General features: G+C 46.1%; 7 protein-coding genes and 2 pseudogenes. 3 read left to right on the plus strand and 6 right to left on the minus strand.

What is annotated here, in order from left to right:
* The first annotated feature begins 200 nt into the window (after positions 1-200).
* Both KI743_RS17735 and KI743_RS17745 read left to right on the plus strand, forming a co-directional pair.
* Positions 201-8573: a putative Ig domain-containing protein gene (locus tag KI743_RS17735; RefSeq protein ID WP_285467497.1), complete on the plus strand. Its 8373-nt coding sequence runs from the start codon at positions 201-203 to the stop codon at positions 8571-8573.
* Between the two features lie 302 nt (positions 8574-8875).
* A pseudogene (locus KI743_RS17745) lies at positions 8876-9530 on the plus strand (integrase core domain-containing protein); the annotation flags it as partial.
* 26 nt (positions 9531-9556) lie between these two features.
* Here the strand turns inward: KI743_RS17745 and KI743_RS17750 are convergent.
* From KI743_RS17750 to KI743_RS17775, 6 genes are all read right to left on the minus strand, one after another.
* Positions 9557-10540, minus strand: a complete 984-nt coding sequence (locus KI743_RS17750; RefSeq protein ID WP_285467499.1) for an FHA domain-containing protein — start codon at positions 10538-10540, stop codon at positions 9557-9559.
* A gap of 41 nt (positions 10541-10581) precedes the next feature.
* The gene (locus tag KI743_RS17755; protein WP_285467501.1) at positions 10582-10926 is read right to left on the minus strand and encodes a hypothetical protein; all 345 of its coding nucleotides are present in this window, start codon (positions 10924-10926) and stop codon (positions 10582-10584) included.
* Positions 10926-12263, minus strand: a complete 1338-nt coding sequence (locus tag KI743_RS17760) for a TfuA-like protein (RefSeq protein WP_285467502.1) — start codon at positions 12261-12263, stop codon at positions 10926-10928. The genes KI743_RS17755 and KI743_RS17760 overlap by 1 nt, the downstream gene beginning before the upstream one ends.
* Entirely contained in the window at positions 12260-13486 is a 1227-nt protein-coding gene (locus tag KI743_RS17765) for a YcaO-like family protein (protein WP_285467504.1), read from the minus strand. The genes KI743_RS17760 and KI743_RS17765 overlap by 4 nt, the downstream gene beginning before the upstream one ends.
* 69 nt (positions 13487-13555) lie before the next feature.
* Positions 13556-14473: a hypothetical protein gene (locus KI743_RS17770; protein WP_285467506.1), complete on the minus strand. Its 918-nt coding sequence runs from the start codon at positions 14471-14473 to the stop codon at positions 13556-13558.
* Positions 14474-14487: 14 nt separating this feature from the next.
* Positions 14488-18561, minus strand: a complete 4074-nt coding sequence (locus KI743_RS17775; protein WP_285467507.1) for a protein kinase — start codon at positions 18559-18561, stop codon at positions 14488-14490.
* 515 nt (positions 18562-19076) lie between these two features.
* On the opposite strand from KI743_RS17775, the pseudogene KI743_RS17780 reads away from it, so the two are divergent.
* Positions 19077-19206, plus strand: a pseudogene (locus KI743_RS17780) (IS5/IS1182 family transposase); the annotation flags it as partial.
* Positions 19207-19353: the final 147 nt, after the last annotated feature.

Below are 19353 nucleotides of genomic sequence, written 5' to 3' on the forward strand. Positions count from 1 at the left end.
CGGCAGACGTAGCGACCGATGCGGCGGGCAATACCAATACGGCGGCGACCCGAAGCACGCAGGCGGTCGATACGGTGGTGCCGACGGTCAGCTCAGTAAGCGTGCCAACAAATGGTACCTACAAAGCCAGCGACTCCCTCGACTTTACCGTTAACTATAATGAGAATATTACGGTTAATACCAGTGGTGGTACGCCTCGATTGGCTTTGAGCATTGGCTCCGTCAACCGTTACGCCAGCTATGTCTCTGGTAGTGGCAACAGTGCATTGGTATTCAGTTATACGGTTCAGTCAGGTGATAGCGACAACAATGGTATTGTGTTAAGTGCTACGCTGGACACCAACGGTGGAACTCTGCAAGACAGCGCCGGTAACAGTGCCAACACCACGCTGAATTCCGTTGGCAGCCTGACCTCTGTTCTGGTGGACACTGCGGTACCGACCGTGAGCAACGTTAGCTCGACGACAGCCGACGGCAGCTATAAGGAAGGCGATGTTGTGGCCATCACTGTAACCTTTAGTGAGGCGGTAACCGTGACCGGTACACCACAGCTGACTTTGGAAACCGGTGATAGCAACAGAACTGTTAACTACACAAGTGGCAGCGGTACAGACACCCTGATCTTTAACTACACCGTACAGGCAGGGGATACCAGCGCTGATCTGGATTACGCCAGTATCACGGCACTGACCCTGAATGGTGGCAGTATTCAGGATAGCGCAGGCAATGACGCTACCCTCACTTTAGTAGCTCCGGGTAGTACAGGCTCTCTGGCAGCGAATAAAGCACTTGTGATTGATACTGCGGTGCCTGTATTTGACACTGTTTCGGTAACCGATACGGATATATTCTACAAAGCCGGTGAAACCATCACTTTTGGTGTCAATCTGGGCGAAACCGGTCTGACGGTGACTGCCAACCTTTCTGTATTAGACAGTGACTTCGGTCCAGACGTGGCGCTGACCGATGATGGAGATGGCAGTTATAGCCTGACCACTTCAGCATTGAATACTAGTGGTAATATGCAGGAAGGTGCTATTGCGGTGACCTTTACCGCCAGTGACAGTGCCGGTAACCAGGCGAGTAACAGCTCGTTGAGTCTTAACCTGGATAAAACCGCACCGACCTTTGACAGCAATAACTCAACACCAAACGATAATGCCGCCGGGGTAACCGTCGGCGATAACATCGTTATCGACTTTAGCGAAGTGGTTACTCTGCTCAACGGCCAGATTATTACACTGGCGGATGTCACAAACGGTGTGATCGTCGAGACCTTTACTGCTACAAGCACTAACGCTGCAAGCGGTAATAACGGAGGTACCATTTCGGTATCATCCGACAAGGTGACGTTAAATCCGGGGACAGATCTGCTGGCAGGTACCGAATATGCAGTGCAGGTTTCGGCCTCTGCGATTCAGGATCTGGCAGGTAATAGCTTTGCCGGTATCAGTGATAACACCACCTTCAGCTTTAGGACGGCCCCAACTCTGGCGCTCAGTGCGTCTGCGACGGAAATGTCAGAAAAGGGTGGCAGCGTTACCTATACAGTGAGCCTGCAGGACGGAAAAGGTAATCCGTTTACTGCCAGTGAAAACATCGTAGCAGCTATCCAGTTCGGCGGAACTGCAACCAAGGATACGGATTACTCTGTTACCGGCCTGAGCTCTTCCGATGACATTACCATCGCTTCCGGCAGCTCATCGGCAACCTTGAGTGTAACAGCGACCGATGACGTAGAAGAGGATGACGCAGAAACGATAGTCGTTGCCCTGAATTCTGTATCATCCGGTACGGCAACGATCAGTAGCGGCAGTTCAGCTTCTGTTACCATTAATGAGAATAATCCACCGGTATTCAGTAACCTGGACGCGGCACCAGCCTTCACCGAAGACGGCTCAGCGGTCATTATTGATGGTGATGCCACGGTCAGCGATACGGAGCTGGATGCGCTAAATGGCGGTAACGGTAACTATGACGGTGCCACATTAACCATTGCCCGCAGCGGCGGTGCTAGTGGCAATGATCTCTTTGCGAATAACGGTTTACTGGGCGCGCTGAATGAGGGTGAGGATCTGGTTTACAACGGCACAACAATCGGTACGGTAACCAGCAACTCTAATGGTACGCTGATACTGACCTTTAACAGCAGTGCCACCACAGCGCTGGTTAACAGCGTGCTGCAGAATATCACCTATTCTAACAGTGCCAACGAGCCGGCCGGCTCTGTGGTACTGAGCTTTACCTTTAATGACGGCACTGAGAACAGCAGCGGCACCAATCAGGTAACCGCAAACATTACTGCAAGTAATGATGCGCCGACCCTGACGGCGTCGGCCGCTAATCCGACCTTTACCGAGGGCGGAAGTGCAGCCACTGTCTTCAGCAGTGCTAACGTGAGTACCGTAGAGAGTGGACAAACATTAAGTGGCCTGATGCTGATGGTAACTAATGTATCTGATAGTGGCAGTGAAGTGCTGACTGTGGATGGTACTGCTATCACGCTGGCTAGTGACGTAAACGGCACCACAACGGCTAACGGCCTGAGCTATACGGTAGCGGTTGCCGGGACTACGGCGACGTTAACCCTCACTGGCGGCAGCCTGACCGAGGCCGATCTGCAGACGTTGATCGATGGTATCAGCTACCAAAACAACAGCCAAGATCCGACCACGGACAGCAATCGTGTCGTCACCATTACCAGCCTGACCGACAGTGGCAGCGAAAATGCGACCACCAGCCTGAGCATTGCTTCTACGGTTACCCTGACAGCGGTTAACGATGAGCCGACCCTGACGGCTACGTCAGTTAATCCGACCTTTACTGAGAACGGTGATGCAGCGGTAGTATTCAGCAGCGCCACCGCCAGTACGGTAGAAACAGGCCAGACACTGAGCGGCCTGGTTCTGACGGTCAACAATGTCACCGACAGCGGCAGTGAAATGCTGACGGTCGATGGCACCGCCATCACGCTCGATGATGCAGCAAGTGGCACCACTGCAACCAATAGCTTGAGCTATGCGGTAACCGTTGCTTCGGATACCGTGACGGTATACTTCACCAGCGGCAGCCTGAGCAACGAAGCTCTGCAGACGCTGGTAGATGGAATCAACTACCAGAACAGCAGCGACGATCCAGCCATAGAGAATGCCCGTGTGGTTACGATTTCCAGCCTGACAGACAGTGGCTCTGGTAGTGGGGACAATGACAATACGAACGATACTCTGAGCATCGCCTCTAAAGTAACTCTCTCTGCGGTGAACGATGTGCCGATGGTGACCGGACTGGTCTCTGGTTTTAGTGCTACAGAAGATGTCGCAGCCAACCTGGATGTCAGCGGTATCACCGTCTCGGATGCAGAAGGGGATACCATTTCCATTGTACTAACGGTGAACAGTGGCGTACTGACGGCAGCCAATGGTGATGGGAGCATTAACGGTGTTACGGTCAGCGGCTCCGGCACAGCCAGTGTAATACTGAGCGGCAGCGCGGCTGATATTAACATCTGGCTGGATACGGCGAACATGCTGAGCTTTACCTCTTCCAGCAATACAAATGGTAATGTCACCCTGAAGGTAACGCCATCGGATGCGGAAGCCGGTAGTGCGGTATCCTCCTCAGTGAACGTTACTGCGGTGAATGATGCTCCGGTTATCAGCGGTACACCGGCAACCTCGGTTGCGGAAGACTCGGCCTACAGCTTTATCCCCTCAGGTAGTGATGTGGATACAGGTGACAGCCTGACCTACAGCATTGCCAATAAACCGGATTGGGCGGATTTCAGCACTTCCACCGGTGCGCTGACTGGCACCCCCGACAACGATGATGTGGGGAGCTACAACGATATCCGTATCACGGTAGCGGATAGCAGCAATGCCACGGATATCCTGACACCGTTCAGTATCAGCGTAACCAATGTGAACGACGCACCAACTATCAGCGGGACACCGGCTATCAAAGCCGTCCAGGACAGCGCTTACAGCTTTACCCCGGTGGGCAACGATGTTGATACTGGTGACTCGCTCACCTACAGCATCAACAAGACACCAGACTGGGCCAGCTTTGACCCTGTAACCGGTACGCTTTCCGGTACGCCGACCAATGACGATGTAGGCAATACCACCAATAATATCGTGATCAGCGTAAGCGACGGAGAGGAAACCGTTGCGCTGAAGGCCTTTGATCTGGAAGTGGAAAACATCAACGATGCACCGGTGATTAGCGGTACTCCGGCGACAACGGTAGCGGAAGATACGGCCTACAGCTTTACCCCGGACAGTAACGATATTGACGCTGATACCTTAACGTTCAGTATTGAGAACAAGCCGAGCTGGGCAAGCTTCGATACCGCAACTGGTGAGCTTTCCGGTACGCCGACCAATGATCATGTGGGCAGCACTCAGGATATCTTGATCAGTGTCAGTGACGGTGCCGGGACGGTATCGTTGCCGGCCTTTACCCTGACGGTAACCAATGTTAACGATGCGCCAACGATCAGTGGCTCACCGGCAACCAAAGCGGTGCAGGATACAGCGTACAGCTTTACGCCTGCCGGTAATGACGTGGATACAGGGGATACCCTGGCCTACAGCATCAGTAACAAGCCGGGCTGGGCGAGTTTTGATACAGCGACAGGTACGCTGTCTGGTACGCCGACGAATGATGATGTCGGTACCACCACCAGCAATATCGTCATCAGTGTCACTGACGGCGAGGAAACTGCTGCGCTGAGCAGCTTTGATCTGATGGTGACCAATGTCAATGACGCGCCGACCATCAGTGGTACTCCGGCCACCAGTGTGGAGCAGGATACGGATTACAGCTTTATACCGACCAGCGAAGATATTGATGGTGATACTCTCTCCTTCATGATCAGCAATAAACCGGCGTGGGCGAGCTTTGATACCGCGACGGGGGCATTGACCGGTACACCGGACAATAATGAAGTGGGTATTACAAGCGATATCCTGATCAGCGTTACTGACGGTGCAGAAACGGCAACTCTGGCAGCGTTCTCGTTGGAAGTTATCAATGTCAACGATGCACCGACCATCAGTGGTACTCCATCTACTAAGGCGGTGGAAGATGCGGTATACAGCTTCACGCCGGTCGTCGGTGATATTGATGATGACCCGCTGACATTCAGCATTATCAACAAACCTGACTGGATGAGCTTCAATACGGCAACGGGGGCACTGAGTGGCACGCCAACGAATGACGATGTGGGTGAAACCGATGGCATCATCATCAGTGTCAGTGATGATGCAGAAATCGCATCATTGGCAGCCTTCAGAGTGACGGTTGTAAATACCAATGATGCACCAGTCATCAGCGGCACACCGGTTACCAAAGCTGTACAGGGCAGTGGTTACGACTTTACCCCGGTGGGCAATGATGTCGATACCGGTGACTCGCTCACCTACAGCATCAACAACAAACCGGGTTGGGCGAACTTCGACACTACAACGGGCGCACTGACCGGTACACCGGACAATGATGATGTCGGTAGTTACAATGATATTCAGATCAGCGTATCGGACGGTACAGTGAGTGTTGCACTGGCTCCGTTCAGTATTGAGGTTGCCAATGTCAACGATGCACCGGTGATCAGCGGTACTCCGGCGACAACGGTAGCGGAAGATTCAGATTATCGCTTTATTCCTACGGGCAGTGATGTGGATGCTGGTGACAACCTGACCTACAGCATCAGCAACAAGCCTAGTTGGGCGAGCTTCGATACCACAACGGGGGCGCTGACCGGTACGCCGGATAATGATAATGTCGGCATCACCCGCGATATCGTCATCAGCGTTAGTGACGGCAAGGCAACGACGGCGTTAACCGCGTTTTCGGTTGAGGTGACCAATACTAACGACGCCCCGGTGGCGGTCAATGACAATAGCTATACGTTTGTCGTTAGTGACAGCGGCAGCTACACCTTGGATGTGCTTGCTAACGACACGGATGTGGATAACGATACGCTGCAACTGGCCTGGGTAAGTACCGACAGCGGTAGTGTCAGCATTCAGGGCGCATCCGTGGTGCTGGAAACGGACCTGGTTGGTGTGGTGAACCTTAAGTACGGGATCAGTGATGGTAACGGCGGCACCGCTACGGGAATAGCGACTGTAATGATTACATCGAATAGCGCTCAGGCACCGACCATCACCGCTCCGGAAAATGTGGAAGTAAAGGCCAACGCCTTGTTCACTAAAGTTGATCTCGGTGTGGCGGTTGCGGAAAACAGCAGCGGTGAGCCGCTGCCGGTATCACTGGTGGATCACTCTACCTTCTTTGCGCCGGGCCAGCACACCGTGTACTGGCGTACCCAAGATGCGAAAGGCAATGAGGCCAGAGCTAGCCAGCAGGTAACCGTGTATCCGTTGGTTTCTATCAGTAAGGATGATGTGACGACGGAAGGCACCAACCACACCGTTAAGGTATTCCTCAATGGTGAAGCGCCGAGTTATCCCGTAGTCATTCCATATACGGTAAGTGGCAGCAGCGATTCCGCAGACCACAACCTGGTGAGTGATAATGTTATTATCAACAGTGGTACTGAAGGCAGCATTGAGTTCTCCGTTAATGCCGATGAGGTAGCGGAGGGTACTGAAACGGTAGAGATCACTCTAGATGACAGCCTGAACCTCGGGAGTAAGTCCCATTATGTGCTGTCGGTCTATGAAGAGAACGTGGCACCGGAAGTGAGTATCATGGTTTCGCAGAGTGGCGAGTCCCGTCCGCTGGTAGAAAACAGCGCGGTGGCGGTTACGGTAACGGCCACCGTCACGGATGCCAACGCCGGTGACACGCACAGTTATAACTGGCTCAACGACAATGCGCAGTTGGCGAACATCAGTCAGAGTTATAACCAGTTTATCTTCTCTCCGGAAGGCTTAACACCGGGCATCTACCAACTGAAACTGGAAGTGACCGATAGTGCATCCGCGATGGTGACAACGGACATCTATATCGAGGTGGTGGCACAGCTGGCTACTCTGGACGGTCAGGACAGCGATGGCGACCTTATTCCGGATAATCAGGAAGGCTTTACCGACAGCGACAACGATGGTATCCCGGACTATCAGGATGCGATTAGTGAATGTAACGTTATTCAGGAGCAGGCACTGGAGTCGCAGAGTTACCTGGTTGAAGGTGAACCGGGTGTCTGTCTTCGCAAAGGCGTAACGTTAGCGAGCAACCAGACGGGCGGCGCTCAACTGATGACCCATGAGCTAACGGATGATACTGAGGCCGAGAACATTGGTGGGTTATTTGACTTTGTGGCATACGGATTGCCGACAGCAGGGCAGACCTATCAGGTCGTGTTCCCGCAGCGCCTACCTATCCCGGCAAATGCGGTGTACCGTAAATACAAAGAAAGCAGCGCTTGGGTTGATTTCCAGACAGATGCCAGCAACTACGTCTCGTCTACCAAGGGTGAAGAGGGCTACTGTCCGCCTCCGGGAGACAGTGTATGGAGCCAGGGGCTTACTGAAGGCGACTGGTGTGTGCAATTGACTATTCAGGACGGTGGTCCGAACGATGATGATGGCATGGCAAACGGTAGCATCGTTGACCCGGGTGGTGTAGCGACGACCTCGAAGAATACGCTTCCGGTTGCGGTTAACGATAGTGTGTATGTGGCGATAAATGGCTCACTGCAGATCGACGTGCTGGGTAATGACAGTGATGCGGATAATGATTCACTGATCATTACTAGTGTGAGTGCAAACTTTGGTACCGTCTCGATTGAGAACGGCATGATTGCGTATCGTGCAGCAGACAAGTTCTACGGTACCGACATCATCAGCTACAGCGTGACCGATGGTAACGGTGGTACGGCTTACGCCGACGTCACCGTCAATGTCACCCAGTCAGCAGGTGGCGTGGTTAAAAACAGTGCCGGAGGAGGCAGTATGGGCGGTTTGACCGTATTTACGCTGGGATTACTGGGTGCGTTTCGCCGTCATGGACGCAAATTCGCGGCGGCCCTGTTGGCGCTGCTGAGTTTCAGCAGCCAGGCGAACTGGTACCTGGATGCTGATTTAGGGGTGAGTATAGCCGATGCTCGCCTGACGGTGGCAGACAGCCAGTTGCAGGATACGGATAAGCGGGGTACAGCCTGGTCGTTAGGACTGGGCTACCATATCAATCCTGACTGGGCGGTTACCGGCCGCTACCTTGATTTAGGAGAAGGCAGCGCAACCCTGAGTCCGGGTAGCGGTATGAACCCGACGGAATACCACGCCAGCGTAGCTAAGGTTACGCCGGCACTGGCGGAGGGTTTTGCTGTGGATGTCAGTTACACCGTCCTCGAGGAAAACAGTGTCAGCCTACAGACGGTGCTGGGTAGTTTCTGGTGGGAAGTGGATTTTGACAGTGAGTACCAGGGTACTCATATCACCAGCAGCGAAGACGGGTTGGATCCGTACATCGGTATTGCTGTGGATTATCAGCTGAGCGATCAGTGGAGCGCCGGCTGGCAGTTTACCCGTTATTTTATTGATCTAAATGACGTGACGACTTTGACAATAAACCTGATGTACACTTTCGGAAATGAAAGCAACTAATGCCAGTTGTTTTCAAGTGAAAAAAGGTCTCGATTCATGATTGGAACGAGGCCCTTTTTTAAGAGTGTAATGTCCGATATGAAATAATACCAAAAGCCCCAATTAACTGGCCAAATTTGTCCAATTTCTACAAGAGCAGCAAAGCATCTTTCAAATGCGCCGACTTTTAAATGTGGGAAGAACCTGACAAATTAACCATACATCACAGGCCATGCGATTCGAGCCAGCTTATTGGATAACAAAATAACTGCAATGTTGAATGGCTTTCGTTGTTTTAGTTCCGACAGCCAAGAGCCAAAGTATCAGGCCTCGTATGTCGACACCGTGGCATTTCAAGACCAAAATACACAAGTGGGCTAAGAGCATTGATCCTTACGATACGTGAGAAACGTAACTTAGAGGGTAGGCGTTTACAAACTGAATTTATCAGTATACAGCTATTGATGGTAACTCTCGCTCTCGGGTCTAAGGTGTTGCTCTCGGCGTACAGCAGCAAATACAGTCAACTCTGTTGATTGTGTAGTGGAAGAAATGCTATTTCCTATCCAACGAGTTCAGACGGACAGAGGGCGCGAATTCTTTGCAGAGAAAGTCCAGAAGCAACTTATGTTATATGGTATTAAATTCCGCCCCAACAAGTCTGGTTCACCTCACTTGAACGGTAAAGTTGAACGTTCCCAGAAAACGGATAAAAGCGAGTTTTATCCGACCATAGATGTAAGTGTGGGGCCGGATGAGTTGGATCTGCTGCTATCTGAATGGCAGCATTACTACAACTGGGAGCGTCCACATAGCTCTTTAAAAGGGCTAACACCGATAGAAAAGATTACAGAGTTATCTGACCAAACTCCTCTGTCTGAAGAGGTATTACAGCGCTACCAGATATGGAAAGAGAGGTTTCAAGAGCAGAATTACAAGCTTGATCTTCAGTTAAGAAAATTGAAACCATCTCTGTGAATCACACAACTTAAGGGTACTGTTGGTTATGCCGCAATGTTTCTCGAATCTACTTCTAACGTGCTGCCTTTAATGATTTGGTAATCTCTAATTGCTAGCCTAATTCTGCCACGTTTTCTTTCAATAAGATTAGGCACTAAAACACCCTCAGGCTCTAATAGTTCTGAAAGCTGTTTTCGAGCTCTATATATTTGGATATTAATATGACTCTCTGCAAGCCCTAGATCTTTTGTTAGTTGTTCAATTGTTCGCCATCCCTGCATAGGTTCAGCGATATTGTTTTTTAGATCTTCTGCCTTATATCGTGCTAGCAAAGCTGTCAAATAATGATGACTTCGAGCCTGACAATCGATTGATCTTCGTTCATCTGTGATAGTGAGTTCAGTTACCTCTTCATCTAAGCTTAAATTGAAGGTGTAGCAAAGATTATTATTTGACTGTTTTTTAAGACACATTGTTTCGGCGTCTTCAGCCTCAACACTTTTGAATAACTGCCACGTTTTTTCTGAAAACTTGATTTGTTCACCGTCACTCAGGCTACTGCATAAATTGTTCTCAAAGTGCTCACATTGCCATTCTTGTTTTATCTGGTCATAAAATACGACTAACTCAGGAGATGTATCGTTAGGCAAAAAGTGGTAGTGCTCCAAATAAATAGGTTCGAGGCCAGATTCAATGTAAGCTTCTTGCTCCGTTGGCAACAGAATGTCTTTTGGTGGCTCAAGACTTTCGATGATGAAAGGATCTGTTTGCGAATTCGAGAATAAAATTTCGTCATTGACGTTAAGTAAGTGAGGTCGGTTGGGTTCAATTATCTTGCCATTTATTCTGACTCCGTTCTGGCTGACATCTCGGATAAACCAGTGTTTTTGAAACTCTATGATAGCGTGTATTCGTGAAACATCTGGTAAATTGATAGCTGTGTTAACAGATGACGAAAGCCGGCCAAACTGATGGAATGCTTTCAAATATATTGGTTTGGTAAATCTTTGATTATATAAATAAGCCATGTGTTTTCTCACCATTCATGAAACATTAAATGACGCTGCCTCTAAATAGTATAGCTATTTGCATAGTGTAGTGATTCTTCAATAATTAATTCGTCTAGCATCTCCAGTTGCTGTTGGTAACCATCAATACTCTGAGCTAGGTTCTCCATCGCTTGGCTGAGGACCTTTTCAACTCGCTCTGTTGTATCTTCATTTGTTTGCCACTGGTTTTGGATATGTATTATGTCGTCAGTGAGTTCGTTGGAAGTCCATAGTGATGTTAGCTTCCAACCTGTTTCATTGGCGAGTGGGGGGAAAATTGTTTTTGACAACTCGATGAACTTGTTCTCTTGTTCACGTTTGATTTTTATGGTTGCGATGAGGTTTAGGGCTTTTACATAGTTCATTAGTGATTTCCTGATTGCAGATAAAATTGATAGTCCTGGATAGCGGCGTTCTTAAATTCGCTATAGGAAGAAAAGCCAAGTATTGGCCAAAGATCGTTTGGGTCTTGCGCTACGCTGTTTGGATGTTTGGTTGAAAAAAACCAGTTCCATAACTGCTGATCATTGATGTTAAGGTCAGACAGCGACAATGAAGGGTTATCGCGTTTAAATGTGATACGGGTTTGATAGGCGGAATAGGACTTATTAAGCTTTAATAGTTCGAGTAGCTCCTCGTCAAAATGATCCTGGTTTGTACTTAACCACGCGAGTAAAGATTCATTGTAGACAAGTGCATCAAAGTCCAGGTGGTTGACTTGCTGTGAAGTTAACCACTTGGCCAAGTGCTTAAAATCTAATGCTTGATTTGTATAGGCTGATTGCCTAAATGCAATTTCGAGCAGGGCTCTTTGTATGTGCTCATCCGAAATACTTGGATTATGGAAGGATGCGGTTCTTAAGGCGCTTTTTCGAGAAATTGCTTGTTGTTTTAGCTCCCAAAAGCAACCATCAAGTTTAAGCTCTCGGTGAAGCTCTTCGCTTGTTATTGAATGTGCTGAGAGTTTTTGTTGGTGGTTTAGTTGTGAAACTAACCGCTCCCAGGCATCCGTTGGCTTAAAGTGATGTCTGTGATCTTTAGAGAGTGGGAGCGATAGATTTGGGTGCCTATCGAGTTTTTGTAGGAGATGAACGGCATCAGCTTCTTTGATATCTATATAGTTGTTTTCTGTAAACTTATACAATGATAGCGCCTGAACATCTCCAAGAAACTCTATGGCATAGTCATAAAGTTTAGAGAGAGTTCGCTCTGGATAGTGGAGTTGCTTGAATGCTTCTACAATTCGGGCTGAATCTTGTTGGCTCATTATGCGGTTTTTGACGGCATGCTCTAGGGTTGCACGTATGTTCACCATGGGAGTCGAGATATGTGGGTATCCCAATTCTGAAGGGCCATGAACTAGAGCCACCTCGTCGTCGTCTTCCAATACCCCGTTTATATAGTCTTCGAAGACGCTACCAGACCCTTCCATCCCATAATGGGTCAATTCTGATGCTCTCAAAGCTCCCATGCTCGAACAGCCGTATACTTTGATACCCAATGATAAGGCGTAGAGTATTTCTTTATGCCAAACTGCTGGTACACTTTCGAAGTAACCGTCAATCAAAACGATCACATTCGGTTGGTCGCGTGTGGCTAAATAAATATCTCCTTGTTTGGCGGGAGGACGGCAATCTGCATTTACAAGGCTTTTAATTTTTGCTGTGGAAAGGGTAGGGCCGGCAAACACGATAATACTCATGCGAATTCTCCCGTGCTTAATGAATCTTGTATAGCCAAAGCTCGCGTTCCCATCTTATAACCTGACTGTTCTTGAATACCTTCCAACCCTGGGACAATGACACGTACAACAGGTATACGATACTCACTTTTTTCTAGGTTTACGAAGACAGCCTGGTTAAGACCAGCCTTGTTTAGTTGACTTAAAATAAGTTCAATGTCTTTCGTAAAACACGTGTTATTCCAAGATTGGATATCTTTATAGTTTCTTAGCACTTTCGGCGATATGTTAAGTGGTTGATCTGTATTCTTGGTACTGATGCTTGAGTAAGTGTTGGCGTCAATATCATCTCTTGAGCCAGAAATCATGGTTAAGCGCGTTTGCGCTGCTTCCGTTAACGCTCTTAATAGGCTAATGGCCTTGCATGGATGAGTGCCAGAGCCAAAAGCTGGGTAAAGAGGGCCTTGCTCCGGTGAATTAGACATGATTCGACAAAAGAAGCTAGGAAGTGCAACATCGGTTGTGATATCCCAAACTTGAACATCAACGTTAGCCAGACGATATTTTTCTATAATCGTTAGGCAATCCTCATCATCAACGGTTTTTAAGTCTAGTTGGTTGGCATGTTGGTCAACTATATGACGCTGCTTTATTTTCCAAAGTGCTAGGGCATCGCGTTCGATTGTTTCGCAGAGTCCGTGTACTATCGCTTCCTCTAGACTGTTTCCGGAAGCCAAACCATTTGAACTCATGATGAAAGCGCCACTGCCAGTCGGTAGTGGGAGAGTATAGTTGCAGTGAACTACTTCATAAGGGACATACATAGATTGCTGATTAAACAAGTCAGTTCCTTTAATCCATAAACGTTGTTCATGTTCTGAAAACTGACTGAATTCCAGTTTGGGCAAAGCATTGATATTTATGACTGAGTACTTTTTCGAAAACTGATAAAAATCTGCTAGTTTAAGCGGTAGGTCAATATGTTCAGCGTGATACGTTTCTATTGCTTCCATAGCGCCAGAAACTTTTGCTGATATCAAATCCAAGCCTTTCCCCTGAGCAACCGAAATTGCATAAGAGTTAGGACGGCAGACTGTTACGACTGGAATTCCGATATGATCGAGGCCTGTAATGTTTGCAATGCGAGTTATTCCCATTTTTTTGAAATAAGCGGATATTCTTTCGAAAGTTGCCTCCGGAGAACACTGGCGATGCGTTCCTTTTTGGTGTTTTTTTAATGGCATTAATGTTCCTTCAGTAACTAGGGTTCGGAGCCAAGTGTCCAATTTGGCTCCTTATGAATAACTTGCGTTTTATTTAAGGAAGCTTCGCAAGTTTGCAACGGTGCAAACAGTTCCTACCAGTAAGCTTTCTTCTTGCAGATCTTTCGGGTTGACAGCTCCTACCTGCACACCTGCATCGCGATAGTATCGAGCCAATGATTGAGCAGTTAATGTGTTGCTGTTTTGCTTGATAGAGTTTATGTGAGGAACTAATTCATTTTGATGACGATGAATAGTGGCTTTTAATTCATGAAGCGTCTGTTGTAACTCATTGAGATCTTCACTTGCACCCTCCTCTAGGTTGAGTGTTTCTAGCTTGTTTAGATCACTTACGCTGAGATAGTGAACGTGGTAGGGGTAAAACTTGTTATCGTCTCTAACCAATAAAGGATTTACGTAGGAGACGATATAGATATTTTCAGGTACAGGTTCTGCGAGTTCTTTTAACGCTGATGATGGAAGGTGGTCGTTGACAAACCTCGAGATAGGAGCACCAGAGTTCAACTCAAGTTGGCTGATTGGAGTGTCTCTGTCAACGTCTGGATACGGAGAGTCGTGTAGAGGAGCACGTAACCTATTGAGCTGTAAAAGGCGTAGGTCGAGTAAATATCCAGGCTTTAAATCTGATATATTAATACCAGGAGGACACTGAGCATTTTCTAGGTTCCACGGTACGACTTTAGTTAGTGCTGGCCCTATAAGATTCATTTGTTGCAGTTTTTCCCCTTCCTTTTTCGCCCCGAAAAAGAAGTGAAAATCGGTTGCGCTATAGCACCACTCAATGCGTTTTACCGACTTTGAGGTGTAGTCTTCATAATTGATAAGCGTTGCTTGTTGGCCGTTTTGTCTGATCACATAAATATCTTGGGAACGCAGAGTCAGTTGACCTTTATCATCAATGTAAGGGCTTAATTCATTTTGAAGTTCTTCTATCGATTGGCTGTCCATATTTTCTCCTTAAATTACAAGTAGCCTAGCGTTTTTGCATTTTTTAATGCTTCAAGTATTAGTTGTTGCCAATGTTTGTTGCTTCGCTTTTCATCAATTACCTTTTTAAGTGGGTCAATGATGGGGGCGGGAAGTGCATGCTGACTTATGTCTAATAATGTTGTAACGATTTCTATAGTGCGTTCTTGAACGCTACCTGCTGTTGAGTTTGACTGTTTGAGCATTATTAGCTCAAGCTCTACGAGCAAAGCTAACCATTGAAGTGGAAATGGAAATTCGTCTGATAGAGCTCTCCAAATATTATTACTTTTTTGGACTAGCGTCTGACTGTGGGATATATCCCCTTGCCTAAAAGCAAGCCATGATTCATTTGCACTAGCAATAGCGACATAGTCATCCATGCCTGAATTTTTTGCATAGGAAAAAGCCTGTTCTACATAATTACGTGTATTTTCAATATCACCTTTTAATCTGAAAAGTACGGTTAAATAGGCGAGGCAACGGGTTTTTAGTGTTGCATCGGCTTTATCATTGGCGTTTTTTAATGCTGCTAAAAGGTGCTTCTCCGCTTCGGTATATTGTTGGCTAAATAAGTACGTAAATCCTAAACTGAATAAGCTGTGTGTTTGTAGTTGGTGATCGTCAGTTTCTAAAGATATGCTATGGGCTGTTTGAGCTAGATTGATTTGCTTAAGACTTAAATCGTAACGAGTCCGTCGTAATTCAAATTGCAGTTTTGCGTCATAAAATTGTGCTGATGATATTGGATCAGTAAAGTGTTCAAGGCATGTTTCAACGTTACTGATGATAGTACTCATACTAGACAATTCGTTACGCCAGTAATGGATATATAACTTCGCTAACTGGACTGTCAACCATGTGTTGTACCAACGCGAATCTTTCACCATATGACTGTTTATAAGAGCTTCGGCTTGGTCATAGCTCTTTAGGGCCTTTTCATGTAAATGATGGGTTTCTAGAGACTTTCCGTATTTCACGTGCAAACTGACACTGGTTAAAATGTCATCGTCTTTAATTTCATTAAGCGCTTCCAAGTAATGAGAGCGTGCTTCGTCGTGTCTTGCTAAACGGATCAAATTATCACCAAGCCCTATAAGAGCAGATAGTTTGTCAGGATTGGTTTCGTCATTTTTTATTGCATCTAACGATATATTTAATGACTTTTCAAAATGTCTGATAGCATCTTCTACCATTGAAGCTTTAGCAGCCTGATCACCAGCTGTTAAATAGTAGGTTGTCGCTCGTATGGGGGTATTAGTTTTTGACCAATGGTCGCCAATAATAGCTGGGTGGTATTCATATCCCTCTTGCTCTTCCATTGCCAATGCGAGCTGTTGGTGACTTATGTGCTGTGTTGTTGAACTTTCGTAGATGGCATCGCGGATTAGAGCGTGCTTGAATTGATAAAGGTTGCCTTCCACGCTACGTTGTTTAAAAACAATATTGTTACGTTGAAGTTCGTCTAAGTCAGCTTGAATCTGTCCTATGTTCTTATCTGAGGCATGTAGAATTAATGCTTCGCTAAACGTTCGTCCTATTGTTGCCGCAAGCTGAGCTGTATCTTTGGCGAAAGTCAAATCATTGAGTTTCTGTTGAAGGGTACCTCGGAGGTTTTCTGGTACTTGTAGTTCTGGCTCTTTCACGGTGAAGTCAATACAGCCATTTATCTTTTTAACTAGATTGTTCTTTTGAGCATGAAACACCAATTCTTCAAGAAAGAGTGGGTTCCCGTCACTTCTGGTTGTAAATAATTTTTTCACTTGCTCGCTGACGGTTACGTTGTCGAATAAGTGTTCAATCAGTTGGTGACTCTCGTTTTGTGACAGAGAGGAAAGTCCAATCTCGAGAGCTTTGGAGGATTTAAGGGTTTCAGGAATAGGTGTACGTGAGCTGTTCAGCCAATAAAAGCCAAGAGTAGTGGGTAGCTTTTCTTTAATTAGGTAGCCAATAAATTCTAATGTAGTGGCATCAGACCAATGGATATCTTCACAAATAAACAGGCATGAATCGTAACTGCTTTCAGAGCTATTGCAAATTAAAGACAGAAGACGAGACATAGTTAAAAAAAGATATGACTTCTGTTGGCTGAGAGTAAGGTTAGAGATAGCTTGTTGAAATTCTTTTTCATTTTGGTCAGATAACCTTGAGTAAGGTTGTAACCATGCCCAAAGAATAGCTGAACCTCTTTCTCGTTCTAATGCTGAGAGAGAGAGAGAACATATTGCTTTTTTGTAATTGTCCTCAGCATCTTGGCCGTTGAGATCAAAGTACGTGGAAAAAAAGTTTAGTAGAGGGTACAAAGCATTCGTGTGAAACTCAGGTAAACATTGCAAAGAAAACGAACTGGTGTTGCTTAAGCGCTCTTTTAGTTCGAGAATCAAACGCGATTTACCGATCCCTGCATCACCATAAACATGAAATAGTTGATATTGGCAGTTTGGTTGGTTTAGGCGACAGAGTTGTTCGAGAATGGTTTGACGACCCACAATAGAGTTGTGTGACTGTGTTTTGCGCAGAAATGAAAAAGCTTCAGATAAACGCTCTCCCTTAAGACGATATCCATAAGATGCCACATGTATTGAATCATTGACGACACACTCAAATAAAAGCTGGTTGCTTAACATGTCTTTGAATTGAGGTGAACAAATGATTCCTCCTGAGTCACTATTTCGAGCAAGAGTCATAGCTTCAGCTGCGACTCGTCCTTCAGGGGTAGCTCCGTCGATGCTTCTCATCATCCCTTTAGATAGGCCGATTCTAAGATCGAATTTGAGGTTATGTTGTTCCAAGAGCGAAGTTTGCTTAGTGTGTAGATTATTCCAAATGTCGAGCGCTGCTCTTGCACTAAGTCGACTATCGTTGTCACTGACATTGGGATAGCCGAAATAAAACAACGCAGTGTCACCAACAGACGCCACATGAGTAGCTCCATAACGAAGCGCTATATCGACACTTTGACTTTGCTGATCTGATAAGAGCATTTCCGCTATATCTTGTCTTTCGAGTGTTAACTCGTTAGAAGAGTAGGTTCTATCTTCAGAAAGGATCAAACATAGAGCCGTGATCTGTTTCCTCTCCGTGAATTCAGAGTAGTAAGAGGAAGATAATTCGATCGTTTGTGTTATTGACTCTTGTGCTGAACTTGAACCCTCAGTCGAGAATGAGCATGGGGCTTGTAATACTATGTCGGAAAAATTAAACCGTCGAAACTCATGATATAGTTCAACTGTGTTACCAGGACGGTCTAGTGCTTTTTTATTAAGTACACGTCGAAAAAAGTGTGCTGAATGGTGTCCAGCAAGGGGGCCTAACGGAATATTTGCAGCGCTAAGTTGATGAAAAAAAACGGACGCGGCACTGTTGCCTTTTATGACCGAAGTACCGGTGAGACACTCCAAAAATACAAGCCCCCAGGAATAAACGTCCGTTTGAGGTAAAGAAGGCTCGCCTCTTAGTTGTTCTGGAGCACTGTATTTTGGAGTCCCTAAGGTTTCATCATTTAATGTTAATGTTTGCAGATCCGACGTTTTGCTATCACTTTTTAGTGTACTTATCCCAAAATCTAGAACTTTGACGTGTTGTTTCGCTCCAACATTGAAGAGCATTATGTTAGCTGGCTTTATATCTCTGTGGATAATACCAAGAGTGTGCGCATGGGCGAGAGCATCCAGTACTGAAGCCATTATTTCTGCGGATTCTGTTGGTGATATCTGACCATTAGAGGCTATATAGTCTTTCAATGTTATGCCATCGACAAATTCATAAACGGCGTACAAGATGTGATCACCTTGTTGACCTTTGTCCAATAGCGATACGATGTTAGGGTGATTTAAACGACGGACTAAATCACATTCTCGATTAAAGCGAGCGATTTTCTTTTGTCTTTTATGAGGGCATTCAGAATTTGTTAATCTGAGAAACTTTATCGCGACGAATCTTTGAGTGTTGAGTTGTACAGCTTTGAAGACTTTTCCGAAGCCCCCTTCACCTATAGATTCAAGCAATGCGTATTGTTTGGAACTAAACTGCTCTTCAATTGCACCAGCAGTGGTTTCTTGTAAGGTCATTTATCTACTCTGGATGTCCATCTCAAGGAGTCTGATGTTAGTACTTAAGGGGTATGAGAGGATAATTAATTATCATTAATTTTAATAGTTAACCAGTAATCCATATGAGTTGTTTTTTGTTTTCGTGATTTAGGTTTCGTTTTATATTTATCATATGTAAAAACTTGTAACTCTGACTTTCTAATACGAAAGATAACCGCGTCATAAATTCATTGTTAAATATAAAGTTATCAATAACTATCTTGTAATTCCTTTGCTTATTCTTTCGGGTTTTCTTTTAAACTACTGATTATTCTAGGGGCTTCCTCTAATTTTACCAATTTTATACGTCATAAAAATATATTCAGCGAAGCCCATTAAAGCCTCAATGTGAAAATAATATTAGTAGATTTTTTTCTTGACCTGAAGTGGTTACAGGACCTTGTTGCTTAAATAGATGGAACTAAATCAGGACGCTACAATCTGAACGGCTACACCCATCAATCGTCGTAGTATTGTGCCTAAACCTCGTTACAAAACAACTGCTAGGTGGGGAAATTAAGCCTGAGGAACGATAATGCTCAGGTGGGTGAAACCTATACGATGATCAAAGCGTTGAACAAGCTTACTGGATTAGGTATGCCTGAAACTTATCGTATTGACTAAGAAATACACGAAACGGGCGGCTCTATCTCGAAGCTGAATTACGCAACAAAGCCAATTGCCTCACTAAGTTTAACGATTCGTTTTCTTACGATGTCTGACTGATATTAATCTAGATAAATCGAGTGGATGTCCAAATAGGCTTTGAAT

It is taken from the genome of Vibrio sp. D420a (genome assembly GCF_030248625.1).
Taxonomy (GTDB): domain Bacteria; phylum Pseudomonadota; class Gammaproteobacteria; order Enterobacterales; family Vibrionaceae; genus Vibrio; species Vibrio fortis_A.